At 76.0% G+C, this 16,338-nt stretch carries 1 protein-coding gene; it reads left to right on the forward strand.

Annotation, left to right across the window (positions count from 1 at the left end; genetic code table 11):
* Positions 1-19 precede the first annotated feature (19 nt).
* Complete coding sequence (locus tag ABTY61_RS33975) at positions 20-16,249, forward strand: type I polyketide synthase (RefSeq protein WP_502895474.1); 16,230 nt, start codon at positions 20-22, stop codon at positions 16,247-16,249.
* Positions 16,250-16,338: the final 89 nt, after the last annotated feature.

Consider the following 16,338-nt stretch of genomic DNA (forward strand, 5'->3'; position numbering starts at 1 on the left):
CAGGAAGGCACCACCCCCCATGTCGAACGACAGCAAGCTCGTTGACTACCTCAAGTGGGTCACGGCCGACCTGCACCAGACACGCCAACGACTGCTGGAGGCCGAGTCCGGCCGACACGAGCCGATCGCCATCGTCGGCATGGCATGCCGCCTGCCGGGCGGGGTGACCACCCCCGAGGAGCTCTGGCGGCTGGTCGCGGACGGGCGGGACGGCATCACCGGGTTCCCCGCCGACCGCGGGTGGGACATGGCGGCCCTGCTCGGCGAGGGCAGCGGCAGCAGCGCGTCGATCGAGGGCGGGTTCGTCGCGGCCGCCGAGTTCGACGCCTCCTTCTTCGGCATCTCGCCGCGCGAGGCCCTCGCGATGGACCCGCAGCAGCGGCTCCTGCTGGAGACGTCCTGGGAGGCGTTCGAGCGGGCGGGCATCGACCCGGCGGGCCTGCGCGGCAGCCGGACCGGCGTGTTCGTCGGCACGGCGGGCGTCGACTACGTCGGCGTGGTGATGAACTCGGACGAGGACATGGAGGGCCATGCGACCACCGGTCTGACGGCGAGCGTGCTGTCCGGCCGGGTGTCCTACACCTTCGGCCTGGAGGGCCCGGCCGTCACCGTCGACACCGCGTGCTCGTCCTCGCTGGTGGCGATGCACCTGGCGTCGCAGGCGCTGCGGGCCGGTGAGTGCACGCTCGCCCTCGCAGGTGGCGTCACCGTGCTGTCGACGCCGATGAGCTTCGCCGGGTTCTCCCGACAGGGCGGGCTCGCTCCGGACGGGCGCTGCAAGGCGTTCGCCGACGCGGCGGACGGGACGGGCTGGGCCGAGGGCGCGGGCGTCCTGGTGCTGGAGCGCCTTTCGGACGCCCGCCGCAACGGGCACCCGGTGCTGGCCGTCCTGCGGGGTTCGGCCGTCAACCAGGACGGCGCCTCGAACGGGCTGACGGCGCCCAACGGTCCGTCGCAGCAGCGGGTGATCCGGCAGGCGCTGGCCGCCGCCGGGCTGTCGGCCGGCGAGGTGGACGCTGTCGAGGGCCACGGCACGGGCACGCCGCTCGGCGACCCGATCGAGGCCCAGGCGCTCCTCGCCACCTACGGGCAGGACCGCGAACAGCCGCTCCTGCTCGGCTCGCTGAAGTCCAACATCGGCCACACCCAGGCGGCGGCGGGCGCGGCCGGAGTGATCAAGACGGTGATGGCGCTGCGGCACGGTGTGCTGCCGAAGACGCTGCACGTCGACGCGCCGGCCGCAGAGGTGGACTGGTCGGCGGGGGCCGTCGAGCTGCTCACCGAGGCCCGGGCCTGGCCGGAGGTGGACCGGCCGCACCGTGCGGGCGTCTCCGCCTTCGGGATCAGCGGGACGAACGCACACGTGATCGTCGAGGAGGCGATCGAGGAGGACGCGGACCCGTCGGCCGAGCCTGCGGCGGTGCCGGGCGCGGTGCCGTGGGTGGTCTCGGCGAAGTCGGAGGCGGCGCTGGACGCGCAGCTGGAGCGGCTCACGGGGGCGGGCGGTTCGGCCGGTTCGCCGGTGGACGTCGCCCTGTCGCTGGCGGGGCGCTCGCGGCTCGGGCACCGGGCGATGCTGGTGGACGGGGGCGAGGTCGCGCGCGGGGTGGCGGCGGAGCGGTTGACGGCGTTCCTGTTCTCGGGGCAGGGGTCGCAGCGGCTCGGGATGGGGCGGGAGTTGTACGCCCGGTTCCCGGTGTTCGCTGAGGCGTTCGACGCGGTGTGTGCCGAGTTCGATCCGGTCCTGCGGGATGTGGTGTGGGGCGATGATGCGGAGCTGTTGAACCGGACGGAGTATGCCCAGGCCGGGTTGTTCGCGGTCGAGGTGGCGCTGTTCCGGTTGCTGGAATCGCTGGGTGTGGAGCCGGAGTTCGTGGCCGGGCACTCGATCGGTGAGATCGCGGCCGCGCATGTGGCCGGGGTGTTCTCGCTGGCGGACGCGTGCACGCTGGTCGCGGCCCGGGGCCGTCTGATGCAGGCGCTTCCGGCGGGTGGCGCGATGCTGGCGGTACAGGCGACGGAGGGCGAAGTCCTGCCGCTGCTGAATGATGTCGTGTCGATCGCCGCCGTCAACGGCCCACGCTCGATCGTCGTCTCGGGGACGGAGGAGGCCGTCGCGGAGATCGGGGCGCACTTCGCCGACCGTAAGACGACGCGGCTGAAGGTCTCGCACGCGTTCCACTCCCCGCTGATGGACCCGATGCTGGGGGACTTCCGCGAGGTCCTGAACGGGCTGACGTACCAGGCGCCTTCGATTCCGCTGGTCTCCAACCTCACCGGCACCCTCGGCGAGGACTTCACCACCCCCGACTACTGGGTGCGCCACGTCCGTGAGGCCGTGCGCTTCGCCGACGGCCTCCGCGCCCTGCGTGAGGCCGGGGCCACCGCCTTCGTCGAGCTCGGGCCGGACGGCGTCCTCGCCGCCCTCGCCCAGCAGGACATCGAGGGCTCCGACACCCCCGCCCTTCCGCTGCTGCGCCGCGACCGGTCCGAGGAACACACCCTGGTCACCGCGCTCGCCCGGCTGCACGTCGCCGGAGTCCCGGTCGACTGGGCGCGCCTGTTCGACGGCACCGGCGCCCGGCGCGTCGACCTGCCGACGTACGCCTTCCAGCACGAGCGCTACTGGCCGCGCCCGGCCCGTCGGATCGGGGACGTGACCGGCGCGGGCCTGTCACCCGCCGAGCACCCGCTGCTGGGCGCGACCGTCGCGCTCGCGAACGCCGAGGGCACGCTGCTGACCGGTCGGCTGTCGCTTAAGGCGCAGCCGTGGCTGGGCGACCACCGGGTGGGCGGCGTGGCCGTCTTCCCGCCGACCGGGTTCCTGGAACTGGCCGTCCGGGCCGGTGATCAGGTGGCCTGCGACCGGGTCGAGCGGCTGACGCTCGCCGAGCCGCTCGTCCTGCCCGAGGACGGCGCGGTCGTCGTGCAGATCCAGGTGGACGCCCCGGCGGCCTCCGGCGCCCGCCCGGTGCGGATCTTCTCCCGCCCGGACGCCGACGCCGAGGGCGCGTGGACGGAGCACGCCTCGGGCGAGCTCGTCCGCGGCGAGCGCACGGCCGGGTTCGACGCCTCGGTGTGGCCGCCGAAGGGCGCGGTCGTCGCGGAGCTCACCGGGCTCCGGGAGGAGGCGGACCTGGGCCCGGTCTTCGACGGGCTGCGGTCGGTCTGGCGGCGCGGCGAGGAGACCTTCGTCGAGGCGGTCCTGCCGGGCGACGGGGCCGGCGAGGCCGGGGGGTTCGGTGTGCACCCGGCCCTGCTGGCGGCCGTCGTGCGGGCGGACGGCCGGGGGCTGGTGCCGGTGGCGTGGTCCGGGGTGTCGCTGCACGCCTCGGGTGCGTCCGTGGCGCGGGCGCGGCTCGTGCGCACGGGTGCGGAGACGCTCGCGCTCGCCCTCGTGGACGCCGCCGGGGAGCCGGTGCTGTCGGCCGAGGCTCTGACGCTGGCCGAGCCGGCGACGGTGGCCGCTCATGGGACGGCCGGGTCGCTGCTGCGGCTGGAGTGGGTGCCCGCGCCCTCGCGTGCGGGTGAGCCCGTGCGGGCGGTGACCCTGGGGGAGGACCTGGCGTCGCTCGGCGAGGTGCCGGACGTCGTTGTCGTGCCCGTGGCGGGCGGTTCGTCGCCCGAGGCGGTGCACGGGGTGACGGCGTGGGCGCTGGGCCTGGTGCAGGAGTGGCTGGCCGAGCCGCGGTTCGCCGACGCCCGCCTGGTGTTCGTCACCCGGGGAGTCATGGCGGGTGGCGAGGACCTCGTCGGCGCCGCTGTGTGGGGCCTGGTGCGGGCGGCCGAGTCGGAGAACCCGGGCCGGTTCGTCCTCGTGGACACGGACGGTGAGCTCCCGCTGGACGCGGTGCTGGCCGTGGGCGAGCCGCAGGTGGTGGTGCGCGACGGCGTCGTCCGGGTGGGCCGACTGACCCGTGCCGTGCTCGCCGACGAACCCTCGTCCGGCTGGGGCACGGGCACCGTGGTCATCACCGGTGGCACCGGCGGCCTGGGCCGTCTCGTCGCCCGCCATCTCGTCACCGAACACGGCGTTCGGGACCTGCTGTTGCTGAGCCGGCGCGGGGGCGCCGCCGAGCTCGTGGACGAGCTGGCGGAGCTGGGCGCCCGCGCCGAGGTCGTGGCCTGTGACGCCGCCGACCGGGAGGCGCTCGCCGAGGCCCTGCACGGCCGGAGGATCACGGGCATCGTGCACGCGGCCGGTGCGCTGGACGACGGCGTCGTCACGGCGCTGACCCCCGATCGGCTGTCGGCCGTCCTGCGCCCGAAGGTCGATGCGGCCTGGAACCTCCACGAGCTGACCAAGGACCAGGACCTCAGGGCCTTCGTCCTGTTCTCCTCCATCTCGGGTGTCATGGGCACGGCGGGCCAGGGCAACTACGCGGCGGCCAACGTCTACCTCGACGCGCTCGCGCACCGGCGGCGCCACCAGGGCCTGGCCGCCCAGTCGCTGGGCTGGGGCGCCTGGATGCCGACCGCCGGCATGACCGGCACTCTTTCCGAGGCCGACCTGCACCGCATCCACGCCTCCGGCGTCCCGCCCCTCACCGAGCAGGACGGTCTCGCCCTGCTCGACGCTGCCATGGCCGTCGACGAGCCCTTCCTGGTCGCGACCGGCCGGATGGCCGCCGGCGCCCGCCCGCGCGGCGAGGTGCCGACGATGTTCCGCGCCCTCCTGCCCGGCGGGCGCCGCACGGCCTCCGCCACCGGAACCGGCGCCGCCACCATGACGGCCCTCGCCGCCCGCCTCTACGAGCTGCGCGAGAGCGACCGCCTGCGCCACGTCGTCGATCTCGTCCGCACCGAGGCCGCCGTCGTCCTCGGCCACGCCTCGCCGCAGGCCGTCGCCGCCGACCGGGACTTCCACGACCTCGGCATCGACTCCCTCACCGCCCTGGAACTGCGCAACCGTCTCACGGCCGTCACCGGTCTGCGCCTCCCGGCGACCCTGGTCTTCGACCACCCGACCCCGGCCGCTGTTGCCGACCTCGTCCTCACGGAGGTGCTCGGCCGGAACGACGAGCCGGTCGCCCCGGCCGCGACGGCCGCCGCCCCCGCCGACGACCCGATCGCGATCGTCGGCATGGCCTGCCGCCTGCCCGGCGGGATCGACACGCCCGAGGAGTTGTGGGCGCTGGTCGCCGAGGGCCGCGAGGGCATCTCCGACTTCCCGACCGACCGCGGCTGGGACCTCGACACCCTGCTCGGCGGCGGCCCCGGCGACCGGGGGCGCAGTGCCACCGCGAAGGGCGGATTCCTGTACGGGGTGGCCGACTTCGACGCGGCCTTCTTCGGGATCTCGCCGCGCGAGGCGCTCGCGATGGACCCGCAGCAGCGGCTCCTGCTGGAGACGTCCTGGGAGGCCGTCGAGCGCGCCGGGATCGACCCGACGGCGCTGCGCGGCAGCCGGACCGGCGTCTTCGTCGGCACCGGCGGCCAGGACTACCTGACGCTCGTCATGAACGCCCAGGAGGACATCGAGGGCCACGCGAGCACCGGCCTGGCCGCGAGCGTGGTCTCCGGCCGGATCTCCTACACCTTCGGCCTGGAGGGCCCGGCCGTCACCGTCGACACGGCGTGCTCGTCCTCCTTGGTGGCCATGCACCTGGCCTCCCAGTCGCTGCGCAGCGGCGAGTGCACGCTGGCCCTGGCCGGCGGCGTCACCGTGATGTCGTCCTCGCTCGGCTTCCCCGGTTTCACCCGGCAGGGCGGACTGGCCCCGGACGGGCGCTGCAAGGCGTTCGCCGACGGTGCGGACGGGACCGGATGGTCGGAGGGCGCGGGCGTCCTGGTGCTGGAGCGGCTCTCCGACGCGCTCCGCAACGGACACCCGGTGCTCGCCGTCGTTCGTGGCAGCGCCGTCAACCAGGACGGCGCCTCCAACGGCCTGACGGCCCCCAACGGCCCGTCCCAGCAGCGCGTCATCCGCCAGGCCCTCGCCAACGCGCGCCTCTCGGCGGCGGAGGTCGACTTCGTCGAGGGCCATGGCACGGGCACCACCCTGGGCGACCCGATCGAGGCCCAGGCCCTCCTCGCCACCTACGGGCAGGAGCGCGAACGGCCGCTGCTGCTCGGCTCGCTGAAGTCCAACATCGGCCACACCCAGGCCGCCGCCGGTGCGGCCGGCGTGATCAAGGCCGTGCTGTCGATGCAGCACGGCGTGCTGCCCCGCACGCTGCACGTGGACGCGCCGTCCTCGCACGTCGACTGGTCGGCTGGTGACATCCGGCTGCTCACGCAGGCGGAGGAGTGGCCGGAGACCGGCCGGCCGCGCCGCGCGGGCGTGTCGGCGTTCGGGATCAGCGGCACCAACGCGCATGTGATCGTCGAGCAGGCGCCGCCGGCCGAAGCCTTCGCACCGGAGCCGTCGGTGGCGCCGGGCGTCGTGCCGTGGGTGGTGGCGGGCAAGTCGGAGGCCGCGCTGGACGCGCAGCTCGCGCGACTCGAAGGGCTGGACGCCTCGCCCGTGGACGTCGGCCTCTCGCTGGCCGCCGGGCGGTCGCGGTTCGCGCACCGGGCGGTGCTGCTGGACGGTGCCGAGGCGGCCCGGGGCATTGCCGACGGCGAGCGCAGGACGGCACTGCTGTTCTCCGGACAGGGCGCCCAACACCTGGGCATGGGGCAGGACTTGTACACCCGCTTCGGCGTGTTCGCCGAGGCCTTCGACGCGGTCTGCGCGCAGTTCGAGCTGCCCGTCCGCGAGGTCGTGTGGGGATCGGACGAGGAGCGGCTGAACCGGACGGAGTACGCCCAGGCCGGGTTGTTCGCCGTCGAGGTGGCGCTGTACCGGCTCGTCGAATCGCTGGGCGTGCGGGCCGAGTTCGTGGCGGGGCACTCGATCGGGGAGATCGCGGCCGCGCACATCGCCGGAGTGTTCTCCCTGGCCGACGCCTGCGCCCTGGTGGCCGCTCGCGGCCGCCTCATGCAGGCGCTGCCCTCCGGCGGCGCGATGCTCGCCGTGCAGGCGACGGAAGACGAAGTCCTGCCGCTGCTGTGCGACTTCGTGTCGATCGCGGCCGTCAACGGCCCATCATCCGTCGTCGTCTCGGGCGCGGAGGAGGCCGTCGCGGCGATCGAGACGCACTTCGCCGACCGGAGGACCACGCGGTTGCAGGTCTCGCACGCCTTCCACTCCCCGCTGATGGATCCGATGCTGGAGGACTTCCGTACGGTCCTCAACGGGCTGAGCTACCACGCTCCTTCGATCCCGCTGGTCTCCAACCTCACCGGTGAACTCGGCGACGAGGACCTCCGCACCCCCGACTACTGGGTGCGCCACGTCCGCGAGGCCGTCCGTTTCGCCGACGGGATCCGCACGCTGCACGCCGCCGGTGCGACCGACTTCGTGGAGCTCGGCCCGGACGCGGCCCTGTCCCCGGCCGTCCGCCAGACCCTGGCGGATGCCTCGGAGGTCGTCGTCGAGCCGGCGGGCCGCCGCGGCCGTCCCGAGGAGACCGCCCTGCTGGCCGGGCTCGCCCGCCTCCACGTCGTCGGCGTGCCCGTCGACTGGGCGCGCCTGTTCGACGGCACCGGTGCCCGCCGCACCGGCCTGCCGACGTACGCCTTCCAGCGCGAGCGCTACTGGCCGCAGACCCACGCCCTGACCACCCACCCCGGCGCCGCCGCGTCGGACGACCCGTTGGACGCCCGCTTCTGGGACGCCGTCGAGGGCGAGGACCTGGACGCGCTCGCCGCCGACCTCGCCGTGGACGGCGACGCGCTCGGAGCGGTGCTCCCCGCGCTGTCCGCGTGGCGGCGCCACCACCGCGACCAGTCCCTGCTGGACGCGCTGCGCTTCCACGAGTCCTGGCGCGCCCTGCCGGGCGGCTCGACGGCCCGGCCGTCCGGCCCCTGGTTGGTGGTGACGCCCGCCGAGGGCTGCGACGAGGCGTGGACGGAGGCGGCCTGCGAGGCCGTCGGGCCGGACGCGCTGTGCCTGTCGGTGCCCGCCCCGGAGCGCGCCGAGCTCGCCGCGCTGCTGCGCGAGCTGCCCTCGACCGGGCGTCCGTTCACCGGCGTGCTGTCCCTCCTCGCGCTCGGCCGTGCGGCCGACCCGGCCGCCGCGACCCTCGCCCTGTTGCAGGCGCTGCGCGACGCGGACGTCACCGCGCCGTTGTGGTGCCTGACCCGCGGCGCGGTCGCCGTGGCCCGTACCGAATCGCCGGCCGCGCCCGAGCAGGCCGCCGTGTGGGGCCTTGGCCGGGTCGCCGCGCTGGAGCAGCCCCAGCAGTGGGGCGGCCTCGTCGACCTGCCCGAGGAGCCGGACCGGTCCGCGGTGCGCCGCCTGGCCGCCGTCCTCGCCGGCGCGGACGGCGAGGACCAGATCGCGATCCGCCCCGCCGCCGTCCACGCCCGCCGCCTGGTCCCGGCCCCGGCCGGCGCGCCGGACGCGGGCTGGACGCCGGGGCGGACCCCGGGCACCGTGCTGATCACCGGCGGCACCGGCGGCCGGGGCGCGGCCGTGGCCCGCCAACTCGCCGCCGCGGGCGCGAGCCACCTGCTGCTGGCGAGCCGTCGAGGGCTCGACGCCCCCGGCGCCGCCGATCTCGCCGAGGAGCTGAGCGGCCTGGGCGCCGTCGTGACGATCGCGTCGTGCGACGTCGCCGACCGTGACGCCCTCGCCGCCCAGCTGGCCGGGATCCCCGCCGACGCCCCGCTCACCGCCGTCGTCCACGCGGCGGGCACGGTCGACGACGGCGTCCTCGACGACCTGACGCCCGAGCGCCTCGCCGCCGTCCACCGGGTCCGCGCCGGGGCCGCCCTCCACCTGGACGAGCTGACCCGCGGCCTCGACCTGACGGCCTTCGTGCTCTGCTCCTCCGTCGCCGGTGCCGTCGGCACCCCCGGCCGGGCCACCCTCGCGGCGGCGGCCGCCGTCCTGGACGCGCTCGCCCAGCGCCGCCGCGCCGACGGCCTGCCCGCCACGTCCGTGGCCTGGGGCGCCTGGATCGGCGCCGAGTACAATTCTCCGGCCGAAGGCGACGGACGCATCCAGCGCGCCGCCGTCCCCGCCCTGCACCCCGACCTCGCCCTGGCCGCGCTGCGTCAGGCCGTCACCCGCCCGGCCCCCGCGCTCGTGCTGCTGGACCTGGCGCAGCCGCAGATCCTGGAGAGCCTCGTCGGCCTGCGTGGCAACCCGCTGCTGCGCGACCTCCCGGCCGCCCGGCCCGCCCTGGAGGCCGCCGCCGCGGCCCGCCGCGACCACGCGACCGCCGCCTCCGAGCTCACCGGCCGCCTGCGCGCCCTCACCCCGACCGAGCGCACCGCCCTTCTCACCGACCTCGTCCGCACCCACGTCGCCGCCGTGCTCGGCTACGCCGACCGCTCCGCCGTGGCCCCGGACCGCAAGTTCCGCGACCTCGGCTTCGACTCGCTGACGGCCGTCGAGCTGCCCGCCCGGCTCGGCGCGGCCACCGGCCTCAAGCTCCCCGCCACCTCCGTCTACGACTATCCGACCGCCCAGGCGCTCGCCGAGCACCTCCTCGCCGAACTCCTCGACACCCCCGCCGAACCGCTGCTTCCCGCCGTCCGGGCCGCGTCCGACGACACCGACCCGATCGCGATCGTCGGCATGGCCTGCCGCCTGCCCGGCGGCGTCACCTCGCCCGACGAGCTGTGGCGCCTGGTCTCCGAGGGCGGCGACGGCATCGCCGGCTTCCCCAGGGACCGTGGCTGGGACCTGCGCACCCTCCTCGTCGGCGACCGCGACGGCCGCGGCCGCAGCACCACCCGGGAAGGCGGCTTCATCGACGCCGTCGCCGACTTCGACGCCTCCTTCTTCGGCATCTCGCCGCGCGAGGCCCTCGCCATGGATCCCCAGCAGCGCCTCCTCCTGGAGACCTCCTGGGAGGCGCTGGAGCGCGCCGGGGTCGACCCGCAGAAGCTCGGCGGCAGCCGCACCGGCGTCTTCGTCGGCACCAACGGCCTCGACTACGCGACGCTCATGATGAACTCGCGCGAGGACATCGGCGGCCACGCCGGCACCGGCCTCGCGTCGAGCGTGCTGTCCGGCCGCATCTCCTACACGCTCGGCCTGGAGGGCCCGGCCGTCACCGTCGACACCGCGTGCTCGTCGTCCCTGGTCGCCCTGCACTGGGCCACCCAGGCACTGCGGGGCGGCGAGTGCGGACTCGCGCTCGCGGGCGGCGTCACGGTGATGACCACGCCGGTGAGCTTCGCCGGTTTCACCGTCCAGAACGGGCTCGCCGCCGACGGCCGCTGCAAGGCCTACTCGGACGCCGCCGACGGCACCAACTGGTCCGAGGGCGTCGGCATGCTGGTCCTGGAGCGGCTGTCGGACGCCCGCCGCAACGGGCACCCGGTGCTGGCGGTCGTGCGCGGCAGCGCCGTCAACCAGGACGGCGCCTCGAACGGCATCACCGCACCCAACGGCCCCTCGCAGCAGCGCGTCATCCGCCAGGCGCTCGCGAGCGCGGGACTGTCGGCCGCCGAGGTCGACGCCGTCGAGGGCCACGGCACCGGCACGGCCCTCGGCGACCCGATCGAGGCCCAGGCGCTCCTCGCCACCTACGGGCAGGAGCGCGAACGGCCGCTGCTGCTCGGCTCGCTGAAGTCCAACATCGGCCACACCCAGGCCGCCGCCGGCGTCGCCGGGGTGATCAAGACCGTGCTCGCGATGCGGCACGGCGTGCTGCCGAAGTCCCTGCACATCGACCGGCCGTCCACCGTCGTGGACTGGACGGCGGGCTCGATCGACCTGCTCACCGAGGCCCGGCCGTGGCCCGAGGTCGGCCGTCCCCGGCGGGCCGGGGTCTCCTCGTTCGGGATCAGCGGCACCAACGCGCATGTGATCCTCGAACAGGCCCCCGCCGTGACCGACTGCACCGAGGACCAGCGGGTGCTGCCCGCCGTCGTCCCGTGGGTGCTCTCCGGCCGCTCCGAGGACGCGCTGGAGACCCACCTCGCCCGCGCCGGCGCGCTCGAACTCTCCCCGTTGGACATCGGGTTCGCGCTCGCCACCGGACGCTCCGTCTTCGAGCACCGGGCCGTGCTGCTCGCGTGCAGCGAGGGCTTGACGGAGGTGGCCCGCGGTGTCGCGGCGGACCGCTCGACGGCTTTCCTGTTCTCCGGACAGGGCTCGCAGCGCCTCGGCATGGGTCGGGAGCTGTACGCGCGCTTCCCGGTCTTCGCGGATGCCTTCGACGCGGTGCGTGCGGTGCTGGACGAGCACCTGGACCAGCCGCTGCGCGCGGTCGTCTGGGGCTCGGACGAGGAGCGGCTGAACCGGACGGAGTACGCCCAGGCCGGGCTGTTCGCCGTCGAGGTGGCGCTGTTCCGGCTCGTCGAATCCCTGGGCGTGCGCCCGGAGTTCGTCGCGGGCCATTCGATCGGCGAGATCGCCGCGGCGCACGTCGCCGGGGTGTTCTCGCTCGGTGACGCGTGCGCCCTGGTGGCGGCGCGCGGCCGGCTGATGCAGGCGCTGCCGGAGGGCGGCGCGATGCTCGCCGTTCAGGCCACGGAGGACGAAGTCCTGCCGCTGCTCGGTGACTTCGTGTCGATCGCCGCCGTCAACGGCCCGACCTCCGTCGTCGTCTCCGGCGCGGAGGAGGCCGTCGCGGGGATCGAGGCGCACTTCGCCGACCGCCGGACGTCCCGTCTGCGGGTGTCCCATGCCTTCCACTCCCCGCTGATGGACCCGATGCTGGAGGACTTCCGCGCCGTCCTCAACGGCCTGTCCTACGGCACCCCTTCGATCCCGGTCGCCTCCAACCTCACCGGCGCCTTCGGCGCGGACCTCACCAGCCCCGACTACTGGGTGCGCCACGTCCGCGAGGCCGTCCGCTTCGCCGACGGCGTCCGCGCCCTGCGCGAGGCCGGGGCCACCGCCTTCCTCGAACTCGGCCCGGACGGCGTCCTCACCGCCCTCGCCGAACAGAGCCTCGGCGACGACGCGGCCGGCTGCGTCCGCGCCGCCGCCCTGCGCAAGGACCGTGCCGACGAGCGCACCCTGCTCACCGCCCTCGCCGCGCTCCACGCGGCCGGCGTCCCGGTCGACTGGGCGGCCCTGTTCGACGGCACCGGTGCCCGCCGGGTCGACCTGCCCACCTACGCCTTCGACCACTGCCGCTACTGGCCCCGCCCGGCCGCCCTCTCCGGTGACGTCGCCTCCGTCGGCCTCGTCCCGGCCGATCACCCGCTGCTCGGCGCCGCCGTCCCGCTCGCCGACGACACCGACGGCGTGCTCTTCACCAGCCGCCTCGCCCTGCGCGTCCACCCGTGGATCCTCGACCACCGCATCGGCGGCCGCCTCGCCTTCCCCGCCGCCGCCTTCGTCGAACTGGCCGTCCGGGCCGGCGACCAGGTCGGCTGCGGCCGGATCGCGGAGCTCACGCCCGGTGACCCGCTGCCGCTCGCCGAGGACGACGAACCCGTCGTGCAGGTGCGCGTCGGCGCGCCCGACGACGCCGGCGCCCGCCCGGTGGCCTGCTACGCCCGCCCCGGCGACGCCGCCCCCGACGAGCCGTGGACGCGCTGCGCCACCGGCACGCTCGTGCCCCAGGACACCGACCTGCCGGACTACGCCCAGACGGTCTGGCCGCCGGCCGGCGCGCTCGCCGTCGACCTGGACGGCTTCTACCGCGAGCCGGGGCGCGGTCCGGCGTTCCGGGGACTGCGCGGCGCCTGGCTGCGCGGCGAGGAGGTGTTCGCCGAGGTCGAGCTCGACGGCGAACCCGCCGATGACGCCCGCTACTTCGGCCTCCACCCGGCCCTGCTCGACGCCGCCCTGCACGCCGCCGTGCTGATCGGTGTCGGCACCGAGGAGCAGCTGCCGCAGCCCAGGGCCTGGCAGGGCGTCGCCCTGCACGCCGGGGGAGCGGCCGCCCTACGGGTGCGCCTCGCCCGCCTCGGCGAGGAGAGGGTGTCCGTCACCGCCACCGACCCGGCGGGCGGCGCGGTGCTGACGGTCGGCTCGGTCACCCTGCGCGCCCCGCAGGCCGCCGCTGCCGCCGCCCGCACCGGCCGCGACCCGCTGTTCCGGATCGAGTGGGTCCCCGCCCCCGCCACGCCGCCCGCCGCCACGGCGCCGCGCTGCACCGCGCTCGGCCGGGACGCCTACGGCACGGGCTCCTCGGCCGCGACCCTCGCGGACCTCGGCCGACCGGTGCCCGACCTCGTCCTGGTCGCCCTGGACGGCCCGGCCGGCGACGTCCCCGAGGCCGTCCACGCGCACACCACGCGCGTGCTCGCCCTCGTCCAGGAGTGGCTGGCCGACGACCGCGCCGCCTCCGGTCGGCTGGTGTTCGTGACCCGGGGCGCCGTCCGGGCCGCCGACGGCGAGGCCGTCCGCGACCTGCCCGGTGGCGCCGCCTGGGGCCTCGTCCGCTCGGCGAACTCCGAGCACCCCGGCCGCTTCGCCCTGCTCGACGTCGAACGCACGCAGGACGTGGCCGCGGTCCTGCCGCTGCTGCCCGGCCTGCTGGCCGACGGCGAGGCGCAGTTCGCCGTCCGCGGCGGCGCCCTGCGGGTGGGCCGGCTGGCCCGGCTCGTGGACGCGGCGGGGCTGCTGCCCCCGGCGGGAACGCCGTGGGTCCTGGAGGGCCTGCTGCCCGACGACATGGCGCTCGTGCCCTGCCCCGAGGCGGCCGGGCCGCCCGCGGCCGGGCAGGTCGCCGTCGCCGTCCGGGCCGCCGTCCACGGCCGCGGCGCCGGCGCGGCCGGCGTGGTGACGGCGGTCGGTGACGGCGTGCCGGACCTTCGCCCGGGCGACGAGGTGTTCGGCGTGCTGCCCGCCGGGCCGAAGGCGGTCGCCGACCGGCGCCTGCTGGCCCGGCTTCCCGAGGGCTGGTCCGCCGGGGCCGCCGCCGTCCTGGCCGCCGACTTCGTCCTCGCCCGGCAGGCCCTCGGCGGCTCGGCCGTCGAGGCCGGCCGGACCGTCCACGTACACGCCACCGCCACCGGACCGGCCACCGCCGCCGTCGAGCTCGCGCTGCGACTGGGCGCCGACGTCTCCGCCACGGCCCCCGACGGGCTGCGCGCCGCCCTGCTCGGCCACGGCCTGGCGCCCGAGCGGCTCGTCGGGCGCGCGGCGGCGGGGACCGACCTCGTGCTCGACGACGACGCCTTCGCCGACCTGCCCGTGCCGGACGCCGACGAGACCGCCGCGATCCTCGCGGAGCTCGTCGCCCTGGCCGGACGCGGCGAGCTCACCGCGCCGCCGGTCGCCGCGCACGACATCCGCGCCGCCCGCACCGCGCTCAGCGCCGGGGAGTCCGCCGCCCGGACCGTCCTCACGATGCCCGCGGAGCGCGACCCCGACGGCACCGTCCTGATCACCGGCGGCACCGGGGCCCTCGGCCGCCACCTCGCCCGCCGCCTCGCCGTCAACGGCGCCCGCCACCTGCTGCTCACCAGCCGCCGCGGACCGGAGGCGCCCGGCGCGGTCGAACTCCTCGCCGAGCTGGCGGTGCTCGGCGCCGAGGCCCGCGTCGTCGCCTGCGACACCGCCGACCGCGCCGCCGCCGAGGCCCTGCTCGCCGGCATCCCGGCCGAACACCCGCTCACCGCCGTCATCCACACGGCCGGTGTGCTGGACGACGGCGTCATCACCGCGCTCACCCCCGAGCGCCTGTCCGCCGTCCTGCGGCCCAAGGTCGACGCCGTCTGGCAGCTGCACGAGCTCACCCGGCACCTGGACCTCGCCGTCTTCGCCGTCTTCTCGTCCATCGCGGGCGTCATGGGCAGCCCCGGCCAGGGCAACTACGCCGCGGCCAACGCCTTCCTGGACACCCTGGTCGACCACCGCAGGTCGCTCGGCCTGGCCGGCACCTCGCTCGCCTGGGGCCCGTGGGCCCAGGAGGCGGGCATGACCAGCGAGCTCAGCGAGACCGACATGCGGCGCATGCAGTCCGGCGGCATCCCGCCGCTCTCCGTCGAGCAGGGCCTCGCCCTGTTCGAGGCCGCCCTCGGCTCCGCCGAACCGCTCGTCATCCCGATGGGCCTGGCCGCCGGGGGCATGCGCCCCCAGGGCGAGGTGCCGCCGCTGTTCCGCGGACTCGTCCGCGCCGCCCGGCGCACCGCCTCCGGGGGCGGCGCGAGCGGCGCCGAGGCGTCCGCCGACTTCACCCGGCAGCTGGTCGACCTCAACGAGCGCGACCGGATGCGCCACCTCGTCGACACCGTCCGCGCCGAAGCCGCCGCCGTCCTCGGCCACCCCTCCCCGGAGGCCGTCGACGCCGAACGCGACTTCTACGAACTCGGGTTCGACTCGCTCACCGCCGTCGAACTGCGCAACCGGATCGCCGCCGTCACCGGCCTGCGGATGCCCGCCACCGTCGTCTTCGACAGCCGCTCGCCCGTCGAGCTCGCCACCTGGATCCGCAGCGAGCTCGCCGACCAGCGCACCGAGGACGGCGACGGCGGGGCCGTGCTCGCCCCCGGCGGCGAACCGGAACTCGACTCCCTGGAGCGGCTGTTCGCCGACGCCCTGGCCAACGGCAAGGTGCCCGAGGCCCAGCGCATGCTCGCCACCGTCGCGGCCCTTCGCCCCACCTTCGAGGCGACCGCAGAACTGGAGGACCTGCCCTGGGCCACCCGCCTCGCCGAGGGACCCCGCCCGACCCGGCTGATCTGCGTCAGCGCGCCGACGGCCAACGCGGGCGTGCACCAGTACTCCCGGCTCGCCGCCCACTTCCGCGGCGAGCGCGAGGTGTCGGCGCTCCCGCTGGTCGGCTTCGCCACCGGCGAGCGGCTGCCCGCCACCCCGGAGGTCGCCACCCGGGTGATCGCGGAGAGCGCCCTGCGCGCCAGCGACGGCCACCCGTTCGTCCTCGCGGGCCACTCCTCCGGCGGCTCCTTCGCCTACGCCGCGGCCGGCCTGCTGGAGCACACGTGGGGCATCCGCCCGGCGGGCGTCGTCCTCTTCGACACGCTGAGCTTCCAGCACAACGCCGACGAGGGCACCGACTACACCGGCATGATGCGGCTCAACTTCACCGGCGCCGACTCGCCGGTGCGGCTGACCAACTCCCGGCTCTCCGCCATGGGCCGCTGGATGGTCCTGCTCAACCGGCTGGAGGTCCACCACACCTCGGCGCCCGTCCTGCTGGTCACCTGCGACCGCGCCCTGACCGGCGTCGACGAGGCGCCCATCGAGCAGCGCGCCCAGGCGGAGCCGCTCGTCCCGGGCGCCCGGGTGGTCGGCGTCGACGCCGACCACCTGTCGATGATCCGGGAGGACTCGGCCCTCACCGCGCAGATCGTGGAGGAGTGGCTGCGCGGCCAGGAGTAGGCCTTGGACGGGCGGGCGTGCCGGGGCACCTGCGGGTGCCGGGCACGCCCGCCCGTGCTTCGCGCTCTAGGGAAAACCGGGGCCGTCCG

It is taken from the genome of Kitasatospora sp. NPDC096128, from assembly GCF_040303105.1.
Taxonomy (GTDB): domain Bacteria; phylum Actinomycetota; class Actinomycetes; order Streptomycetales; family Streptomycetaceae; genus Kitasatospora.

Bases quoted from the DNA above. Each gene is read 5' to 3' on its own strand.
- ABTY61_RS33975 (WP_502895474.1), top strand. From the start codon at position 20: ATGTCGAACGACAGCAAGCTCGTTGACTACCTCAAGTGGGTCACGGCC.